Below are 17,192 nucleotides of genomic sequence, written 5' to 3'. Positions count from 1 at the left end.
AGAACATTCGATCCTGCTTCTAACTCTTATAACAATCTTTGCAAACTAAGATTTTAATTTATAGACTTAAGAACGGTACATGTGAGGAAATGAAGAGATAATGGCAAAAAAGCCCACTAAAAGCAGAGATCTATTTGCCAACTCGCTACTTTACGGCTTCCTATTAGCTGGTTTTATGATTGCCCTCACCGCAGGCTATTTTGCTTATCAAGCCCACCAGCAATCTGTCAGTCCAAGCAAAGTCCATGGCACATGGATAGAAATTGGTGCTCCCCCTTACAAAACCGATATTCTGACGCTTTCAGACAATGGCGTGATGATGAACCATCGCTTCATCAGTACTTCGTTTGATTTTGATGGCAAGGTTGTCACGATCAATACAGGTTCTGGACCGACGGTTTACACCATCAGCGGTACCTACGACTCTCCTCGTTTAAAGCGATTGGTGCCTAGTACACCCTCTCAGCAGTTCATCAAAGAAGGTTATGAAGATACCGCAACCGGTGACACTCACAGCATCATGCAGCAACGACGCGCTTCACTGGCAGAGCAATTCAAAAGATAGCCATCGCTCCCCTAAGAGCTCTCGATACGCTTTAAGCACGTTCTCAACACCCTTTAAATACCTTACCTAAAGTTCAATGCTTTGTGATGCCGCTTCAAATCTGCGATATTTTCATATAGTTTGTCGCACCTTTACATAACTTCATGTCGTGTAATTTCACTTATGAGATTTTCCTACTGAATGTTGTTTTATTTTATAAAACATGGACTCAGCCTCTCACTCATTAAGCAACAAAATTGTAACAAGATACAATTTTTTAGTTGTCCATCGAAAACGGATTTATTTTCAGTTATGAAATTAAAACTCTCTCGAATACTGACGAGGAAGCTCCTTCAAAACTGACTGGAGCCGCTTATGGGGCCATTTGGTTCTCGTAACCTTCAAGGAATGAGAGAAATAGTATGATTCGTATAAATACCTGTGCTGCAAGCATTGCTCTAGCGCTATCTGGTACAGCGTTAGCTGCTCCGACAGCACCTAGCATCGACATGTACGGTTCCAACAACCTACAATTTTCAAAAATCGAACTCGCGATGGAAACCACCTCTGGCTATAACCAGATGGTTAAATATCACGACAAAGCAAAAGTCGACGTTAAGTTCAACCAATGGAGCGGAACGTCAGGAAACACGTACAACATCTACTTTGATGGCGTTAAAGTCGCCACAGGCCCAATCACTGGCAGCCAAACCACGGCTTCATTCGAATACGGCCAAGGTGGCTTATTCGATATGGAAATTGAAGCGTGTGACGAAACAGGTTGTAGCAAAAGCGCACCCGCTAAAATCACGATTGCCGATACCGATGGCGCACACTTAGCGCCACTTGCGATGAATGTGGATCCAAACAACAAGTCATACAACACAGATCCAAACACCGTAGTCGGTACTTACTTTGTTGAGTGGGGTATTTATGGTCGTGACTACACGGTAGATAACCTACCTGCTGATAACTTGACCCACATCCTTTACGGCTTCATCCCAATTTGTGGTCCTAACGAATCAGTAAAATCGGTAGGTGGAAACAGCTACAACGCCCTAATGACAGCTTGTCAGGGTGTTAATGATTACGAAGTAGTGATTCATGACCCATGGGCTGCTTTCCAGAAGAGCTTCCCTCAAGCGGGGCACGAATACAGCTCACCGATCAAGGGTAACTACGCGATGATGATGGCGCTCAAACAGCGTAATCCTGATTTGAAGATCATCCCATCGATTGGTGGTTGGACACTGTCTGACCCATTCTTCGATTTCACAACCAAAGCAAACCGTGACACCTTTGTCGCATCGGTTAAGAAATTCCTTAACACATGGAAATTCTACGACGGTGTGGATATCGACTGGGAATTCCCTGGTGGCGGCGGTGCTGCACCAGATCTAGGTGACCCAGTAAATGATGGCCCGGCTTACATTGCACTAATGGCAGAACTACGTGTGATGCTAGATGAGCTAGAAGCTGAAAATGGTCGTACTTACGAACTCACATCAGCGATCGGTGTTGGTCACGATAAAATTGAAGACGTGGACTACGGCGATGCTATCCAATACATGGATTACATCTTCGCAATGACTTACGACTTCTACGGCGGTTGGAATAACGTATTGGGTCATCAAACAGCATTAAACTGCGGTAACTTCATGCGCCCTGGTCAATGTGATGGCACAGGCCTTGATGAAAACGGCGAACCATACACAGGCCCTGCTTACACCACAGACAACGGCATCCAACTGCTTCTTGAGCAAGGTGTTCCAGCCAACAAACTTGTTGTTGGTACAGCGATGTACGGTCGTGGCTGGGAAGGCGTATTACCATCATCACTTTCAGATCCTAACGACCCTATGACAGGGGTTGGTAACGGCAAACTGAAAGGCAGCTCTGCACAAGGTGTCTGGGAAGATGGCGTTATCGACTACAAAGGCATTAAGGCGAACATGCTTGGCGCTAACAACCAAGGCATCAATGGCTTCGAATACGGTTACGACGAAATGGCAGAAGCGCCTTACGTTTGGAACCGCACTTCAGGTCAGCTAATCACATTTGATGATGACCGCTCTGTAAAAGCAAAAGGCGCATACGTTCGTAGCCTTGGTCTTGCAGGTCTATTCTCTTGGGAAATTGATGCAGACAACGGCGATATCCTGAATGCAATGCATGAAGGCCTAGCAGGTGGCACCACCGATCCTGTAAACCGCAAACCAACTGCAGCAGCAGGTGCCGATCAATCCGTTGAAGGCCCAGCTTCTGTTTCTCTGGATGGCAGTGCTTCAAAAGACAGCGACGGCACAATCGCTAGTTACGTTTGGTCACAAGTGAGCGGAACTGCCGTAACACTGGCTAATGCTAATGCAGCTGTCGCAAGCTTCGATGTTGTGGAAGTCGCACAACAAGAGACTCTAACATTCAGCCTAACCGTAACAGACAACGAAGGCGCAACGTCAACAGACACAGTTGTTGTCACGGTAAACCCTAAAGACACAGGCCCAGTCAACACAGCGCCAGTTGCAGTGGTTACGGCTCCGGCTAAAGTCAATGCGGGTGATGTTGTTGTGGTTGATGCGTCAGCGTCTAGCGATGCTGATCAAGACACATTAACCTTCACTTGGGATGTACCAGCAGGTATCAACGCAACAGTACAAGGCGCTTCAGTAAGCTTTGTCGCTGCTGAATACACGCAAGATACGGAATTGAACTTCTCTGTGACAGTGAGTGATGGTACCGATACATCAGTCGCGGCTACTTCAGTGAAAGTCCTCAAGAAAACCACAGGCGGTGGCACGTGTACTAACGCTTGGGATTCAAGTGCAGTCTACACTGGTGGTGACCAAGTGACTCAAGGCGGTAAGGTTTGGGAAGCGAAATGGTGGACAACTGGTGAAGATCCAACAACGACAGGCCAATGGGGCGTGTGGAAAGAGATCGGCCCAGCAAGCTGTGCTAACTAAGGACAAGATTAGCTAAAGCCAACTAAAAGCAAAGGCCAACCAGAGAATATCTGGTTGGCCTTTTTAGTGTTTGTTGTCTTAACCTGCGTTCTATTTATTTGGTTAGTGCAACTTAACCAATTAAGTTATCAAAGCTCTCGAACACTTGAGGGCACTTCATCACTCGCCCGTGGCCTTGGCCTTGAGTGGCAATCAAAGTAACCCGTTCCATTTCATTCGCAGCACGTTGAGACACATCAAACTTAGTGAATTTGTCTTTCTCATCATGAACAATGATCGTTTGAGACTCACGAAGCGCCAGCTTTCCATAAGGATCAACAGACTGAATTGGGTAGTTAAATTGCTCTTCAACTTCACCGACGACCGCCTCAAACAACTTCATTGAGTAACCAGAACGAGCCACGCTGCCAAATAGGTTTTCGAGGTAATCCAGTACTGGAGCGATCAACAACAGTGGCTTGTTTTCCAATTTAATGTGCTTACATTCCAACGCAGAAGCCGTCCCCATGCTGTGACCTACCAAGCCTGCCACTTCACCAACTGAGTCTAGAATCGCTTCCAAGCCATTCACAAATGCAGGAATATGACCATGCACACCATCACTGCCACCATGAGCTGGGTGATCGTAAGCCAGAGCCGTAAAGCCTTTCGCTGCGATATGTTCCATCAAAGGAAAGAACTGACTCGCAGTGCCAGACCAACCATGAGTCAGCACCCAAACTGGACCTGTACCCAAAGAGTACGTTTTTAAAACACCATCACGGCCTTTGATTTCACTCTTGATCAGCCCTTGTGGATCAGCATTTTTTTGCTCAGTTCGCATTGGAGTAAGCAATAACTTACGCGCTGTTTTCTTTGCATGGCTCGGCGCGAGAATGTAATGCAGGTTGGTTGTTGCACCAATCAGGCTGCGCTTGAAGCTGAATTTGTTCGATGTATTAAAATAGATTTTGTCACTCATGACCGTTCCTTGTATCGCCATCTTGACTGGCGGATCGAGCTCGGCCCTAAAAATCGAACGACCGTGCTATTTATTGGTATAAAAAATGGGGCAAAGCTATGTTTAGCTGCTTGCCGCCACTTCTCTTAAAATTGTTAGACCTTACATCAGCAAAGCTCACATGCTTTGCAAACTCTATGTTTTGAGAGCTAAATGTTTTGCGAGCTAAGCGGCTTACTCGTTAAACCGCTTTCCAGCTGGCGATTAAGCGCTCTACACCACTCCAAAAATGCGTGTGGCTCGCTTCCTGCCCTCGCAATGAATAGAACAAGTTTGCACTCAGGTAGAGACCGTATAACTCGAAGGTTGCCTGTTTCGGATCTAAGTCGGATCTGAACTGCTTGCTCTCAACCGCTTTTGCTACCTGAATCGTCAAGTAATCAATCCAAACCGAAATGGTTTTTTGCAGCGCTTCCTGAATCACAGACGTTTCACTGCCTGCATCTTTCCAAGCATCGATAAACATGCAGCTACCTTGGAACGAATGGTTCCAACCCAGCCAGTTATCGAGCAACTGCTTCAATTTCGCTTCAATATCACCATCACCGAGCTCCCGCGCAGGAATGATGACTCTTTCAGTGAATATGGCGTTGGAATATTCGAGTACAGAGAGCTGCAGGTTCTCTTTAGAGTTGAAGTGCGCAAACAAGCCACTCTTAGACATGCCACACTGCTTGGCTAACTCGCCAATCGTCAGGCTCTCAAGCCCATTCTCACTCGCAAGTGCGAATGCATGGCTCAAAATATACTCTTTGGTTATCTTTCCCTTGCTCATTATTCACCAATAATAAATCTGATACGTTATTTTTAGCACGTTCGTTCTTTTTTTCAAGATTTTTTACTTAACCCTTGGTATTCATTTTGTCTTATCAAAGAACTGTGGAAAAATGCGACTGTATTCAAAGGAAATTGAAATCGACTAACAAAGGAAAAAGAATGAACACACTTTGGGAACAGTTTGCGTTTTCGGCGTCAGTAACAGGCCCTATCTGTTTAATGCTGTTTCTTGGTGTGATGCTCAAGCGAATTGGCTTAATCAATGACAACTTCATTGATGTCGCATCCAAGGTGGTGTTTCAAGTCACTCTACCCGCGATGTTATTTCTCAGCATTGTTCAGTCTAACCACGATTTTGCCGCAAGTGGAAAGCTCGTCATCTTTGGCTTGTTAGCCAACCTTGCCTTCTTCGTGTTCACCACTGTCAGCACTAAAATGGCTTTTAAAAAGCCTCAAGACCAAGGTGTGATAGTGCAAGGTGGCTTTCGCGCCAACACCGCTATTATCGGGCTTGCTTATGTTGCTAATATATACGGCAACGATGGTGTCGCACTGGCTGCACTTTATGTCGCCTCCCTGACGGTTCTCTATAATATTCAGGCTGTTATCGCGCTCACTCCAAAGGGCCAAGAGTCGGGTGACAAAGCCATTCAAGTCATCGTTAAAACACTCACCAAAAACCCTCTTATTATCTCGATCGCCTTAGGTGTACTATTCTACTTACTGTCGATTCCAGTACCGAAAATGGTGACTGATGCAGGACAATATTTCGCTAATATGACGTTACCGTTAGCCCTTTTGTGCACGGGAGGGTCGCTTGATATACGCTCGCTGAAAAAAGATAAGGGCCCGACTTGGTTCTCGACCGGATACAAACTGGTTTTGGCTCCGTTACTGATCACGCTTGCTGCCCTGTTCTTTGGTTTTAGAGGATTAGATCTTGGCCTTATCTTCTTGATGAGCGCCGCACCGACCGCTGCTGCGAGCTATGTTATGGCACGTGCTATGGGCGGTAATTCAACATTGGCTGCTAATATTATCGCACTCACCACTGTTGTTTCACTAATCACTTGCACGCTTGGTATTTTCGTACTTACTGCAATGGATTTAATATAGCTGCGACAGGCTTCAAAGAATCAATACAAGCCTTAAAACAAAGCTCGCAACCCTTGATTTAGCGCTAACTGATTCAATAAAAAGGCTGTTAGATTCTACGAAAATTTTATTAGAGATCTGATATGTCTTCCGTTCAACATACGCCTTCACAACGCATCGCCAGTATTGAGTTGGGTCGAGTGATTGCTATCTTGGCGATCATTGGCTTACACGGCCAAATGGCACTTACTTACTGGCAAATCGATGAAGTGCCTTGGATTGGTTATGTGCTTAACCAAACCGCTCGCTTCGCCGTACCTCTTTTCTTCCTTATCTCAGGGTATCTGATTCAACCTAAGCTCACCGCATCGCCTTGGGCAACCGTGGTCAACTACTCTAAACCACTCCTCAAGGTTTGGTTGGTTTGGAGCATCATTTGCCTAGTCATGCCATTCAACCTCGCAAAGGTAGAAGAGTTCGGTTACTTAGGCGAACGCCAAGGCTATTGGGGCTTTTTAATGAACACCCCGCTCAACTCTTTCTTAGAGGGTGGATTGGTTCATTTATGGTTTATTCCTGCTCTCGTATGTGCCGTTTTGATCATCGCTCTAATGGTCGAAATGAAACTAGACAAACTGCTATTACCAACGGCAATTATACTTTACGTCTATGGTGTTTTGGCTGGCAGCTACGCGAGCTTAACCGAACTCAGCGCGCCTTTCTTTACTCGTAACGGTCCGTTCTTTAGCACGTTAATGGTGACCTTAGGCTTCCTCATTCGTCAGAATCAATGGAAAGTGTCATCAACTAAAGCGTTGGGATTACTCGCGTTAGGCATGTTGATTCACTTTGCTGAGGCGGCATGGCTAACCACGTTCGACGTCGGATTCAACATGAATGATTTCTTGTTTGGTACGGTACTATGGGGAATGGGTGTGTTTATGTGGCTTTTGGCTAATCCAAACATCGGCGACTATGCGTGGGTTCGCGCGATCTCGAATCGAATGCTAGGCATCTACGTTTGCCATTTGCTGATCATTATCGTGCTGTTCAATGTCTGTGGAGTTTTGGGTATCACTGAGTTAGCAAAAGACGTGACCGTATTTTTTGGCACCGTATTGTTGAGCTTCGGGTTAGTTGTTGGGATCGAAAAAACACCATTAAGACGCGTGCTACTTCGTTAGCACCAAAAAATGGCGCGAAGAACTTTCTCGGTTTAACTAGCAACAAAAAAATAAGGGCAAGATAACGGATTATCTTGCCCTTATTTCATCATATTGGAGCTGAGATTATCTCACTCGTGAGGTGTTATAAGAACGCCATCGCGCCTTTACCTACCCCTTCATAAGCCACGATTTGTAATGATTGGTTTTCTGCCAAGCTTGGAGCCACTTGATCCGCGATATAGCCTGCCAGTAATTCCACCGTGGTATCGGTTGGTAAGATTTCCGTTTCGCTCTTAGCAATCGCTAGCTCAAATTCACCTTGTGGTGCCGTGTAGCTGAAGCCATAGTGACTTTCATCATTAGCACTTTGCGCGTGTTCACTCAGATTAAGTGATGAAACCGACACTTGGTCTTCTTTAGAACCTAAATAAATATCTTCCCAGCGCTTAGCAAATGCCTGCTCGCGCTGTTCGTCACGTTGACCATCAACCATAATTTCGACTGGAGAACGGTGACCATGTGCGATGCGCTGGCAGTTACCATCGTGCTTTTTCAAACCATGAGTATAGTGGTAGAACGCGCCATTAATGTTTTCATGGCGAAGGGTAATCTCTAACCCTGTGACGTTACTTGGAAGGTTGTCGCGAAGAATATCATAAACGTGTGCGGTCACACTCTCGATGGTGATCGCTTCAGCATCAATCAGGCAGTAGGCTTCATCAGGACAGTGCAGATGCAGGCTCTTGTCACCACGCAGCACATCTACCTTAGAGTAACCGGCTTTGCTTGCTTGATGCACGATTGCAGCGTTTTTCATTGGCAGCAGTAAGCGGTGGTCAACATGTTGATCAACCAGCTGTTTGATCTGCTTTTTGACTCTGCTAAAGTCCAGCACCATGCTCATTTCGTTCAGTTCACCAGACATGGTGACATCTAAAATCCAACTATCTCCTACGACCCCTCTGTGTTCACAGATGTATGAAGAATCGATAACGGTAAGGTCTCTTACAAATAGGTTCAAGTGGAACTCCTTAGTGCTTTAATGAGATACGGGAGGCTGAATAATGTTCAGCAGGCACTTCGTCTCATTGATGTCTGATAAAATAGGACGGGCAGGATGTTACAACGAGCTTATAAAGTCCACCTTTTTACACCGTCATTCGAGAAATGAACAAACTACGCTCAATTTCCGCTACAACATAGGCCAGTCTCATGCCAATAGCCATATTGCAGGTAGGGTTGCCAGCGCTTTACGACACATTTTGCTTTAGCCATAAACGTGGCGACATTCCCGCGACATGCTGAAAAGCGCGCGAGAATCCAGAATAACTGTTGTACCCCACTTCATCCGCCACCCAATTGATGGGCTTGTTTTGTAACAGCAAAGACTGAGCCACAGACACACGCCACTTTTGGACATAATCACCCGGAGTTTCGCCCACCTCGCGCTTAAACGCTTCGATGAATTGGGTTCGAGACATCGCTGCCAATGAAGCCATTTGCGCTATCGAAAAGTGTCGAGCAGGCATTAGGTGAATGGCAGTAACGACCGGAGCAAGTCGCGGATGAGCCAGCGCAGAGAATACGCCTTTATCGATTTGCTGTTGTTCAATGAGATGACGGAAAATCAAAGCCATTAGCGCGTCACTCAATTTATCCATTAGGTATTGCTGACCAGATGACTCTTGGTTCGATTCTCGAAACAGCACCTCAATCACCGGCATAAGGTTAGGCGCGTCTTCAAACGGAATCACGATCACGTCAGGAAGTGCAGACAACAACGGATTCATTTGCCCTGAGCGATATTCCACGCTCGCACACACAACTTCTGCACCGTCTCCAACCCCTTCAATCGCGTGTGGTGTGCTATTGGGTAAATAGACGATGCAAGGCTGGGAGAGCTTCCTGTGTCCTGTATTAGAACTCGACAGAGTCAACTCACCGGCACTCAATACATGAAGGTGCCCTTCTTTGCCTTGTTGCGCGTTAAATGACGATACCCCACACAAGTTTCCAGAATAGAAAACACCGGTGCGTATCGAGAAATGTTCCATTAGTTGTGACAGCAGATCCATGCATCCTCCGAACGATTCGCTTACTTTTTAGTTCTTTTGTCCCTCTATAGACCGGAGCAGTCGGCTAATTTACTTCATACAAGTTAACTAATACTGACAAGGAACTTGATATGTCACATTTAAAATCGACCAGTCAAAAAATCACTCTAATGGGCGCGTTACTAGGTGCGAGCTTTTCCATCATGGCAGCCGACCTTGATATGAGCGTCGACAGCAACGATCTCGCGATTAAAGGCTATGACCCAGTCGCTTACTTCGACAATAAAGGGCCAGTGAAAGGCACATCTGAGTTCACAGCGACCTATAAGAATGCGATCTATAACTTTGCGAGCAGTGAAAACAGAGATGAATTTCGAGCCAATCCAGAAGCCTATGCCCCTCAATATGGCGGTTACTGCGCGTTTGGAGTAGCCATGGGTAAGAAGTTTGAAACCGACCCTCTCGCTTGGAAAGTGGAAGATGGGAAGTTGTATCTAAACTTAGACAAATCGGTTCAAAAGCGTTGGTTGGAGAACACACAAGAGTTCATCCAAGACGCCAACAGCAACTGGACCACAATCAAAACTGTCGAAGCTTATAAGCTCTAAGTTCTAGCATTCAACGTTTATCCGTTGCCCAAAAATAAAAACGGAAGAGCCTAGCTCTTCCGTTTTCATTGAGATTTTCCCCAAAGAGGTCAAACCAAAGCGATTGGCAACACCTACCAAGCCCATTTTTATTCTATACTCCTAGCAGATAAGCTTTTCTTTTTATGGAAGAATAATGATATTACCTAGGATTTTGGCACTCGGACTCTGTCTATTTTCAACGCTCTCTTATGCGACTCCGTGGCAGTTTGTTAAAAGTGAAGATGGCATCACCATACATAAGCGTAATCATGGGAATGGTCTTGTAGAAGTACGAGCTCAAATGCAGGTCGAAACAAGTTATTCAGGTTTTCTGTTATTGTTGGAAGACAGCGAAAACGTACCTAATTGGGTCGACAATGTGTCGCACAGTGAAGTATTGATGCAAATTTCCAATAACGAGAATATCGTCTACACACAATTCAAAGCCCCTTGGCCGGCTCGTGATCGAGACATGGTGACGTATTCGAAATATGAAGTCGAAGATGGTCAATTCAACTTAGCGATTAAAGATGCATCCAATTACTTAGCTAAAGAAACAGGGTACATTCGAATCAACGAGGTCGATGCGCTTTGGATTTTACAGCCTCTAACTAATGGCCTGACCCACATCACCTATACGGCATATGCGAATGCGGGCGGTATTTTGCCTGACTGGTTAATGAATCGCTTATCAGCAAACAACGCATTCAGCACCTTCAAAAAGCTTAAAGACCAGCTTCCCAAGTACCAAGGGCAGCAGCACCCTAATCTCAACCAATAACTCAACATCGGGGTTGGCTTCAGATGTGAGAGTGTTAATTCCGTCTCGCTAGGTCACGCGCAAGAATCAATGCTAAACCAAAGATCTGAAGAAAGAGCGCGATATTTTTATAGAGGGTCATCTGCTCCTCAAGAGCTTGAAGGAGTTCAGATAAGGTTAGATTATCAAGGTAGAAGTCATCGATGCGTGTGCGTTGCGATTGCTGAGCTTGGTTAATCAACATCATGATCTGAGAGAGATTTTCGACGGTAATCTCTGGAACTTCGCCACTAACCCACTCACCGAGCTGACCGCGCATCGCTTCTTCTAATTCCGGTGTCACTGCCGAATTTGAAGAAGTACTGATATCCATGTGCAGCAACATAGATTCACGCTTACGTTCTAAGGTTTCAATCGTATTCCAAGCCAACTGAATCGAGTAGACATTACCCTGTTGACGCTCTCGATACTGGGCTTGTTCAACCACCATTTTGTCGAGCACTAGGCTCGACACAACAATGGCCAGAATATTCAGCACTAAACCTGTTAATACAATCATCCATGGTGGAGGAAGGCGTAACGCCATGCTGGTCCTTATATAAGCTTATCAAACGGGAGATAAATCAAGTTTAGAACAACTAAAGACACCATGCCGGCAAAGGTCAAATACATGCCTTGCTTTCTTCCCTTCAGGCTACGAGCAAGAATGCTTTTTCCATGAATAATACGGCCAGCAACAAAAGCGACACCAATAACGTGAATCAGCCATACATTGCCGCCGTTGAACTCTAGCAACGCCATCAATATCACGGTAATCGGAATATAGTCCATTGCGTTACTTTGAGCAGAACGAGCCACTTGTAACGATTCAACACCACCATCTGAGTGTGCCACTTGATTCTTTCTTCTTTGCTTAATCACTTCAATGGAAAGCCATAACATGACCAAAGTGAGCAACGATGCATATAACGCTGTAACCATTATCATTTCCTACTGGTTAGTTTATTCGGCGAGCTACCTCAACGTATCTGTATTCAGCAAACAAGGAGCATTCACGCCCGCACATATGTAAGAGATCTCTCACAACAAACGTAAGAGATTACAATCAAGCTTCGCAGAAAAATCCTAGATTACAAACCCAAGCCTTTGTTTTGTATGAGTCCGCACAGTTTTCCTTGGCTTTGCCTTCAGATTATTTGCTTGGGGTAGATTGTGGGAGAAGCCTCGAGAGTGTTTAATATACATGTCGACAGGGAGTTGGCAGGAACAGGAAAAAGCCTAATGGATTAGGTATCTTCAGGATGAAGATTTGATGACTTAGGATGAGTTATCAGCAAGGAAGTTACACTCTAGGATAGAGTCACTTATCAGGATGATGAGTTAGCAAGGACACCGCTAGGAAGGCGATGAATTGGATAGGTTAAAGGATTTAGCCAAGTCAAGGAACGAGGCAGGGAGCATGCGTTAGCTTATTGAAAAATAAGTAACAACGTCAGTAGCAGGATGGCTACGAAAAAGAACAGAACCCGTTTGGTGAAAGCCAAACGGGTTTTCCTTTTTCTAAAGCCTATTAAGATTCAGAAGTCAGGCTACAGAATGATGTTCATCAAGAACATCGCGCCAAAAGCGTTCAGTACTGAAATCGCGATCATCACTGGGATGTAACGACCTTCAGTTCCGATTGGTCCCATGATACGGCCCATGTATTGCACCTGAGAACCCATCAAGTAGATAGCTGGTGCCAAAATAGCAATGTGGTTGCCGTTTAAGATGCCTTGGTCAAACAGTGTAATAACCACACCTACTGCACCACCCATCGACATCCACGCGCCAATCAATACCGCTGCCGCTTCACCTGGTAAACCAAACACCGCCATGATTGGAGCAAATACGCTGCCCATCAGATCCAACGCGCCCGTAATCTGCAATGCTTTGATAATCACAAACGCCATCAGAACATTTGGCACGGTCGAGGTGGTCGCAATAACCCAGCCTTTCTTAGCACCTTCAACGAAAATATCAGTCACCATTGGTTTCTTTGCTTTAACTTCGCTCATTATGCTACTTCCTCTTCCAGTTTTTGCTCTTTGTCTGATTTTGGTTTGTCTTCTTTGCCTTCAGTAATGTTGAGATAAATGCGGAATAGGTTTGCGCCGACAAACTTGAAGATAAACATCACAGCCACAGCAAGACCGATTGACGAGGTTACCGCCAAAGAGCCATCCATCGCGGTTAGAGTGAACAACACAGCACCCGACGAGAAGAAGTTAACGATCGCCGCGCCAGCCGTGAACTGGAACATGGTGAAGACATCGGTTTCACGCTTAGTTAGATGCCCTTCGTCTTTTAACTGACGCGTCATCGCTGCGCCCGCATCGGTACTTTGCAGAGAAGCAATTAATGCTAAGCCAGAGTTACCCGGAATACCCATTAGAGGGCGAAGTAGAGGAGTAAGCAGTTTGCGAGCCGCATCCAGCGCACCATAGTGCTCAAGTACATTGATCATACCCAGAGCAAACATCACGGTCGGAATAAGTGTCAAAGCAAAAATGAAACCGTCACGAGCACCGCTACCGCCTTTACCACGTAAAGAAGTGGTAGCTGCTTGGATACCATCAGCGGATTCACTTACATCATAAGCAACCTTACCGAATGAACCGTTGAGCGTTGTAAAATCGAATACGCCATACCATTCATTGGACTGCATCAAGCCGGAGAAAAACACAACCGCAAAGGCGAGTGCGATGTAACTGCCGATCGTGACTTTACGATCGGTTTTGGTTGGATTAGTCATAAGGACCTCTATACACCTAGTTTATGTGGAACAGAACACGCATAGATAGTGCAAACTAATGAGCAACAGGTTACTGACCAAAATCAAATAGCGTATGACTTTGAATGTAAGTTCACCAGCAACATATAAAACTGTGATTATGATTTAGATATAGAAAAACAAACTGACAATTTCCTCATATTTCACATACAAAACTAAATAGAATTCGCTGCAACAACGCAACCGAAAGCACACAGATACGATACAAAAATCAGCGCTAAACCGATAATCACCTGTCCAATCCAATTTCTGATATTTACGTAAGAGATCTCTTACATAAATTTTTAGTTAAATTTTTATTTAATTATAATACAGGCACTTAAATCGTGATTTTTCTTCCAAAACGCAACCGTTTTCATTCTGATGATTGAGTTTTAATCCAAGCCGAATTCATGAGCCATTTTATAAAGGATTTGAGCTTGATTCGAAATTCCAGCCTCAAGAGGTGCTATAGACTTCGCGCAGCCAATATAGAAGGAAAACGGTGACAAAAATGGAAATGAGAACACTCAAATATCAGATAATGGGTAAAGGCATGTGGATCACTGCCACGGTATCTCGCGTAGTTGCGGACAAACTTGCGATGGAATACCAATCCTATGGCTGGCCTGTTGAGATATGTGCTGCAGAACAAACAATGACGTTTGATCGTAATGCTGCATAATGTTGGCGACACAGAATAAGCTCTATCGGACTAAGCCCGTAGGGCTTTTTCTTTATTACTCACGTGTACAAGATTGTAATTTGAGACGCACAAGGCCGTACTTCAGCCCACCTCACAGTCTATTGCTTTCCTTGTAATCTGTTGAATTATTAAGATATCTATCACACTCCACATGGTTATTTAAGTCTACGCTTTTACGCGTGTTAATAACTTATTAACTTTGGAGCGTAATCCATGCTAGGTATCCAGCTTTCTGTTGTCCTCTCTTTACTGTGTTTTTCTGCGGTGGCGGGGGCAACTACCTCCCAACTAGGGGAACCTCTCAAGCTTACCAACTCATTTGCTGGCTACCTCTCGCTAACAATTTTCGTTATTGCTTACGTTGTAGTGATGATGGAAGAGTATCTAAAGCTGCGAAAGTCCAAACCCGTTTTACTCGCCGCAGGCCTTATTTGGATCATCATTGGTTTCACCTACCAAGAGCACAATCTAGTTGAAGTCGCGAAGCAAGCGCTCGAACACAACTTATTAGAATACGCCGAGCTGCTACTCTTCCTGCTCGTCGCCATGACTTACATCAGCGCGATGGAAGAGCGAAGACTATTTGATGCCCTACAAGCCTGGATGGTGGGTAAAGGCTTTAATTTTCGGTCTCTATTCTGGTTAACCGGTATTTTGTCGTTCTTTATCTCCCCGATAGCCGATAACCTGACAACCGCTCTATTAATGTGTGCCGTGGTACTTAAGGTCGCAGGAGATAACCCTAAATTTGTTAACCTCGCCTGTGTGAATATTGTGATTGCGGCGAATGCAGGTGGCGCGTTCAGCCCATTTGGCGATATCACAACCTTGATGGTATGGCAGGCAGGCTATGTCAGTTTTAGTGAATTCATTCCCTTATTCATTCCTTCAATGATGAACTACCTCGTTCCAGCTCTGATCATGTCTTACTTTGTACCTACCACTCAGCCTGACACGGTACATCAACACGTTGAATTGAAACGAGGCGCGAGACGAATTGTATTCCTATTCATTATGACCATAGGTACTGCCGTTGCTTTCCACGCAGTCCTGCACTTCCCACCAGTAATGGGCATGATGATGGGGCTGGCATACCTCCAGTTCTTTGGGTATTTCTTGAGAAAAACACTGCCCAACTCGCTGGCTAAGAAGAAAGCCGTGGCAATTGCAAATAACGATGAAGGAGCCTTAAAACGACTCGGATCGGTGGTGCCTTTTGATGTATTTCGAAGAGTCTCTCATGCCGAATGGGATACATTACTCTTCTTCTACGGAGTGGTAATGTGTGTCGGTGGCTTGAGCTTGCTTGGTTACTTAGAACTCGCTTCAGGAGTCATGTACAGCCAATGGAATCCAATTTGGGCAAATATTATGGTGGGCATCTTGTCTGCGATTGTCGATAACATTCCGGTGATGTTTGCAGTGTTATCAATGGAGCCACAAATGTCGATGGGTAACTGGTTACTGATTACGTTAACCGCTGGCGTTGGGGGAAGCTTATTGTCGATCGGTAGCGCTGCTGGTGTGGCATTGATGGGTGCAGCTCATGGTAAGTACACCTTCTTTGGACACCTAAAGTGGATGCCAGTCATCATGATTGGCTATGCGGTCAGTATCGCGGCTCACTTATGGCTTAATGGTGGGTTATTCTAATTAGATGGGTCCTCTTGGTACGGGGTTTCGACTCGGGTCCAAACGTTACTCAATTGAACTGCTGGGCATTGGTTGCATGTCAGTACCTCACCCTGCTGTTGAATGCGCATCACCAAGTCTGAATCAGTTCGGCTGCTTCCTGAGTTCAGCTCAATGATGATCAAGTCATCGTCGACACTATAACTGCGCGTGACCGTATTATCCGTGGTTTGATAGGTCACTTGTCCCGATTCAAAAAGCAAATAACTGTCATTATCCGCATTCTCGTACATGCCTTTAAACAAGACAAGCTGTGGGACTTCGAAGGGGCGACTGGTATCGGTTAAACAACCAGTCAGCAATAGCACGCTACTGCAGCCGATGATCAGAGAGTGATGGCTATTCATTTGGGCATCCTTGCCTAGAGAACATAACTAAAAGGATATGCAACCAAACAAGTATTTTCCAGAAAGCACCAACCTTATTGCAAAGTCACACTTTTAAGGTCCCTAGGCTAAGTTCAACATTGCGAGGCATCGCTTAACCAAAAAGCCAATAACCAAGCGATCTATTCTTCGCCAATCCCCTCAATTGCCAATAAGCGCTGCTTGCGTTCAATCCCGCCCGCGTAACCCGTCAATTTTCCATTCTTGCCTATCACTCGATGACAAGGAACAATCACTGATACCGGGTTCTTGCCATTGGCTAACCCCACAGCTCGCACCGCTTTTGGATTACCGATCGCGTCGGCTAACTGAGCATAGCTCCATGTTACTCCGTAAGGAATAGTAGTAAGTGCGTGCCAAACCGATTGCTGAAACGGAGTGCCTTTGGCAGCGATCGGTAAATCAAATTGAACGGCTTCTCCTGCAAAATAACGATCGAGCTGGTCTTTGACCGATTGGAAAATCGGAAAGCTATCTTCTTGTGTACCTAAGTCTTCCGGTTTCGTTGTGTGTGTTTCAAACCAAACTCCGAGTAAGCCTTGCTCATTCGCTTGCAGAGTCACAGTGCCTAACGGGCTGTCATAATATGTAAAACGGTTCGCCATGAT

At 45.3% G+C, this 17,192-nt stretch carries 18 protein-coding genes; 8 read left to right on the top strand and 10 right to left on the bottom strand.

Annotated elements, in window-relative coordinates:
- The first annotated feature begins 100 nt into the window (after nucleotides 1-100).
- On the top strand, nucleotides 101-565 hold the full coding sequence (locus L0992_21680) for a DUF2850 domain-containing protein (protein XGB69012.1): 465 nt from the start codon (nucleotides 101-103) through the stop codon (nucleotides 563-565).
- Nucleotides 566-966: 401 nt separating this feature from the next.
- Nucleotides 967-3,507, top strand: coding sequence for a glycosyl hydrolase family 18 protein (locus L0992_21675; GenBank protein XGB69011.1), 2,541 nt, complete (start codon nucleotides 967-969; stop codon nucleotides 3,505-3,507).
- Between the two features lie 112 nt (nucleotides 3,508-3,619).
- On the opposite strand, the gene L0992_21670 is transcribed toward L0992_21675, so the two are convergent.
- Together L0992_21670 and L0992_21665 are read right to left on the bottom strand one after the other, a co-directional pair.
- Nucleotides 3,620-4,468: an alpha/beta hydrolase gene (locus L0992_21670; protein XGB69010.1), complete on the bottom strand. Its 849-nt coding sequence runs from the start codon at nucleotides 4,466-4,468 to the stop codon at nucleotides 3,620-3,622.
- 220 nt (nucleotides 4,469-4,688) lie between these two features.
- A complete protein-coding gene (locus tag L0992_21665; protein ID XGB69009.1) occupies nucleotides 4,689-5,282 on the bottom strand; it encodes a TetR/AcrR family transcriptional regulator in 594 nt (197 codons plus the stop codon).
- Between the two features lie 161 nt (nucleotides 5,283-5,443).
- Here L0992_21665 and L0992_21660 point away from each other — a divergent pair, with 161 nt between their 5' ends.
- Entirely contained in the window at nucleotides 5,444-6,400 is a 957-nt protein-coding gene (locus tag L0992_21660; GenBank protein XGB69008.1) for an AEC family transporter, read from the top strand.
- 122 nt (nucleotides 6,401-6,522) lie between these two features.
- Nucleotides 6,523-7,563 carry an acyltransferase family protein gene (locus tag L0992_21655; GenBank protein XGB69007.1) on the top strand — a complete coding sequence of 347 codons (1,041 nt, stop codon included), beginning with the start codon at nucleotides 6,523-6,525 and terminating at the stop codon, nucleotides 7,561-7,563.
- Between the two features lie 124 nt (nucleotides 7,564-7,687).
- On the opposite strand, the gene L0992_21650 is transcribed toward L0992_21655, so the two are convergent.
- Both L0992_21650 and L0992_21645 read right to left on the bottom strand, forming a co-directional pair.
- Entirely contained in the window at nucleotides 7,688-8,566 is an 879-nt protein-coding gene (locus tag L0992_21650) for a 6-carboxytetrahydropterin synthase (GenBank protein ID XGB69006.1), read from the bottom strand.
- 229 nt (nucleotides 8,567-8,795) lie between these two features.
- Nucleotides 8,796-9,620: an AraC family transcriptional regulator gene (locus L0992_21645; GenBank protein XGB69005.1), complete on the bottom strand. Its 825-nt coding sequence runs from the start codon at nucleotides 9,618-9,620 to the stop codon at nucleotides 8,796-8,798.
- Between the two features lie 110 nt (nucleotides 9,621-9,730).
- Here L0992_21645 and L0992_21640 point away from each other — a divergent pair, with 110 nt between their 5' ends.
- The gene (locus L0992_21640; protein XGB69004.1) at nucleotides 9,731-10,207 is read left to right on the top strand and encodes a YHS domain-containing protein; all 477 of its coding nucleotides are present in this window, start codon (nucleotides 9,731-9,733) and stop codon (nucleotides 10,205-10,207) included.
- Between the two features lie 175 nt (nucleotides 10,208-10,382).
- Nucleotides 10,383-11,009 (top strand): START domain-containing protein, encoded by a 627-nt coding sequence (locus L0992_21635; protein ID XGB69003.1) that lies wholly within the window; start codon nucleotides 10,383-10,385, stop codon nucleotides 11,007-11,009.
- A 34-nt stretch (nucleotides 11,010-11,043) separates the two neighbouring features.
- On the opposite strand, the gene L0992_21630 is transcribed toward L0992_21635, so the two are convergent.
- From L0992_21630 to L0992_21615, 4 genes are all read right to left on the bottom strand, one after another.
- Nucleotides 11,044-11,574 carry a DNA mismatch repair protein gene (locus L0992_21630; protein ID XGB69002.1) on the bottom strand — a complete coding sequence of 177 codons (531 nt, stop codon included), beginning with the start codon at nucleotides 11,572-11,574 and terminating at the stop codon, nucleotides 11,044-11,046.
- Nucleotides 11,575-11,582: 8 nt separating this feature from the next.
- On the bottom strand, nucleotides 11,583-11,969 hold the full coding sequence (locus L0992_21625; GenBank protein XGB69001.1) for an MAPEG family protein: 387 nt from the start codon (nucleotides 11,967-11,969) through the stop codon (nucleotides 11,583-11,585).
- A 608-nt stretch (nucleotides 11,970-12,577) separates the two neighbouring features.
- Nucleotides 12,578-13,045 carry a YjiG family protein gene (locus L0992_21620; protein XGB69000.1) on the bottom strand — a complete coding sequence of 156 codons (468 nt, stop codon included), beginning with the start codon at nucleotides 13,043-13,045 and terminating at the stop codon, nucleotides 12,578-12,580.
- Nucleotides 13,045-13,782, bottom strand: coding sequence for a YjiH family protein (locus tag L0992_21615; GenBank protein ID XGB68999.1), 738 nt, complete (start codon nucleotides 13,780-13,782; stop codon nucleotides 13,045-13,047). Before L0992_21615 ends, L0992_21620 begins: the two co-directional genes overlap by 1 nt.
- Before the next feature lie 532 nt (nucleotides 13,783-14,314).
- Here L0992_21615 and L0992_21610 point away from each other — a divergent pair.
- Entirely contained in the window at nucleotides 14,315-14,485 is a 171-nt protein-coding gene (locus L0992_21610; protein XGB68998.1) for a hypothetical protein, read from the top strand.
- 234 nt (nucleotides 14,486-14,719) lie between these two features.
- A complete protein-coding gene (gene nhaD / locus L0992_21605) occupies nucleotides 14,720-16,159 on the top strand; it encodes a sodium:proton antiporter NhaD (protein ID XGB68997.1) in 1,440 nt (479 codons plus the stop codon).
- Here the strand turns inward: nhaD and L0992_21600 are convergent.
- Nucleotides 16,156-16,545: a hypothetical protein gene (locus tag L0992_21600; GenBank protein XGB68996.1), complete on the bottom strand. Its 390-nt coding sequence runs from the start codon at nucleotides 16,543-16,545 to the stop codon at nucleotides 16,156-16,158. The genes nhaD and L0992_21600 overlap by 4 nt on opposite strands.
- Before the next feature lie 161 nt (nucleotides 16,546-16,706).
- The gene (locus tag L0992_21595) at nucleotides 16,707-17,189 is read right to left on the bottom strand and encodes a methylated-DNA--[protein]-cysteine S-methyltransferase (GenBank protein XGB68995.1); all 483 of its coding nucleotides are present in this window, start codon (nucleotides 17,187-17,189) and stop codon (nucleotides 16,707-16,709) included.
- Between the last annotated feature and the right edge of the window lie 3 nt (nucleotides 17,190-17,192).

It is taken from the genome of Vibrio pomeroyi (assembly GCA_041879425.1).
GTDB lineage: Bacteria > Pseudomonadota > Gammaproteobacteria > Enterobacterales > Vibrionaceae > Vibrio > Vibrio pomeroyi_A.
Note: the sequence above shows the minus strand (reverse complement) of the source record. Positions and strands in the feature narration are given on the sequence as shown.

Bases quoted from the DNA above. Each gene is read 5' to 3' on its own strand.
- L0992_21620 (XGB69000.1), bottom strand. From the start codon at position 13,045: ATGAGCGAAGTTAAAGCAAAGAAACCAATGGTGACTGATATTTTCGTT.
- L0992_21680 (XGB69012.1), top strand. From the start codon at position 101: ATGGCAAAAAAGCCCACTAAAAGCAGAGATCTATTTGCCAACTCGCTA.
- L0992_21640 (XGB69004.1), top strand. From the start codon at position 9,731: ATGTCACATTTAAAATCGACCAGTCAAAAAATCACTCTAATGGGCGCG.
- L0992_21675 (XGB69011.1), top strand. From the start codon at position 967: ATGATTCGTATAAATACCTGTGCTGCAAGCATTGCTCTAGCGCTATCT.
- L0992_21670 (XGB69010.1), bottom strand. From the start codon at position 4,468: ATGAGTGACAAAATCTATTTTAATACATCGAACAAATTCAGCTTCAAG.
- L0992_21660 (XGB69008.1), top strand. From the start codon at position 5,444: ATGAACACACTTTGGGAACAGTTTGCGTTTTCGGCGTCAGTAACAGGC.
- L0992_21630 (XGB69002.1), bottom strand. From the start codon at position 11,574: ATGGCGTTACGCCTTCCTCCACCATGGATGATTGTATTAACAGGTTTA.
- L0992_21600 (XGB68996.1), bottom strand. From the start codon at position 16,545: ATGAATAGCCATCACTCTCTGATCATCGGCTGCAGTAGCGTGCTATTG.
- L0992_21665 (XGB69009.1), bottom strand. From the start codon at position 5,282: ATGAGCAAGGGAAAGATAACCAAAGAGTATATTTTGAGCCATGCATTC.
- L0992_21645 (XGB69005.1), bottom strand. From the start codon at position 9,620: ATGGATCTGCTGTCACAACTAATGGAACATTTCTCGATACGCACCGGT.
- L0992_21615 (XGB68999.1), bottom strand. From the start codon at position 13,782: ATGACTAATCCAACCAAAACCGATCGTAAAGTCACGATCGGCAGTTAC.
- L0992_21595 (XGB68995.1), bottom strand. From the start codon at position 17,189: ATGGCGAACCGTTTTACATATTATGACAGCCCGTTAGGCACTGTGACT.
- L0992_21610 (XGB68998.1), top strand. From the start codon at position 14,315: ATGGAAATGAGAACACTCAAATATCAGATAATGGGTAAAGGCATGTGG.
- L0992_21655 (XGB69007.1), top strand. From the start codon at position 6,523: ATGTCTTCCGTTCAACATACGCCTTCACAACGCATCGCCAGTATTGAG.
- L0992_21635 (XGB69003.1), top strand. From the start codon at position 10,383: ATGATATTACCTAGGATTTTGGCACTCGGACTCTGTCTATTTTCAACG.
- L0992_21625 (XGB69001.1), bottom strand. From the start codon at position 11,969: ATGGTTACAGCGTTATATGCATCGTTGCTCACTTTGGTCATGTTATGG.
- nhaD (XGB68997.1), top strand. From the start codon at position 14,720: ATGCTAGGTATCCAGCTTTCTGTTGTCCTCTCTTTACTGTGTTTTTCT.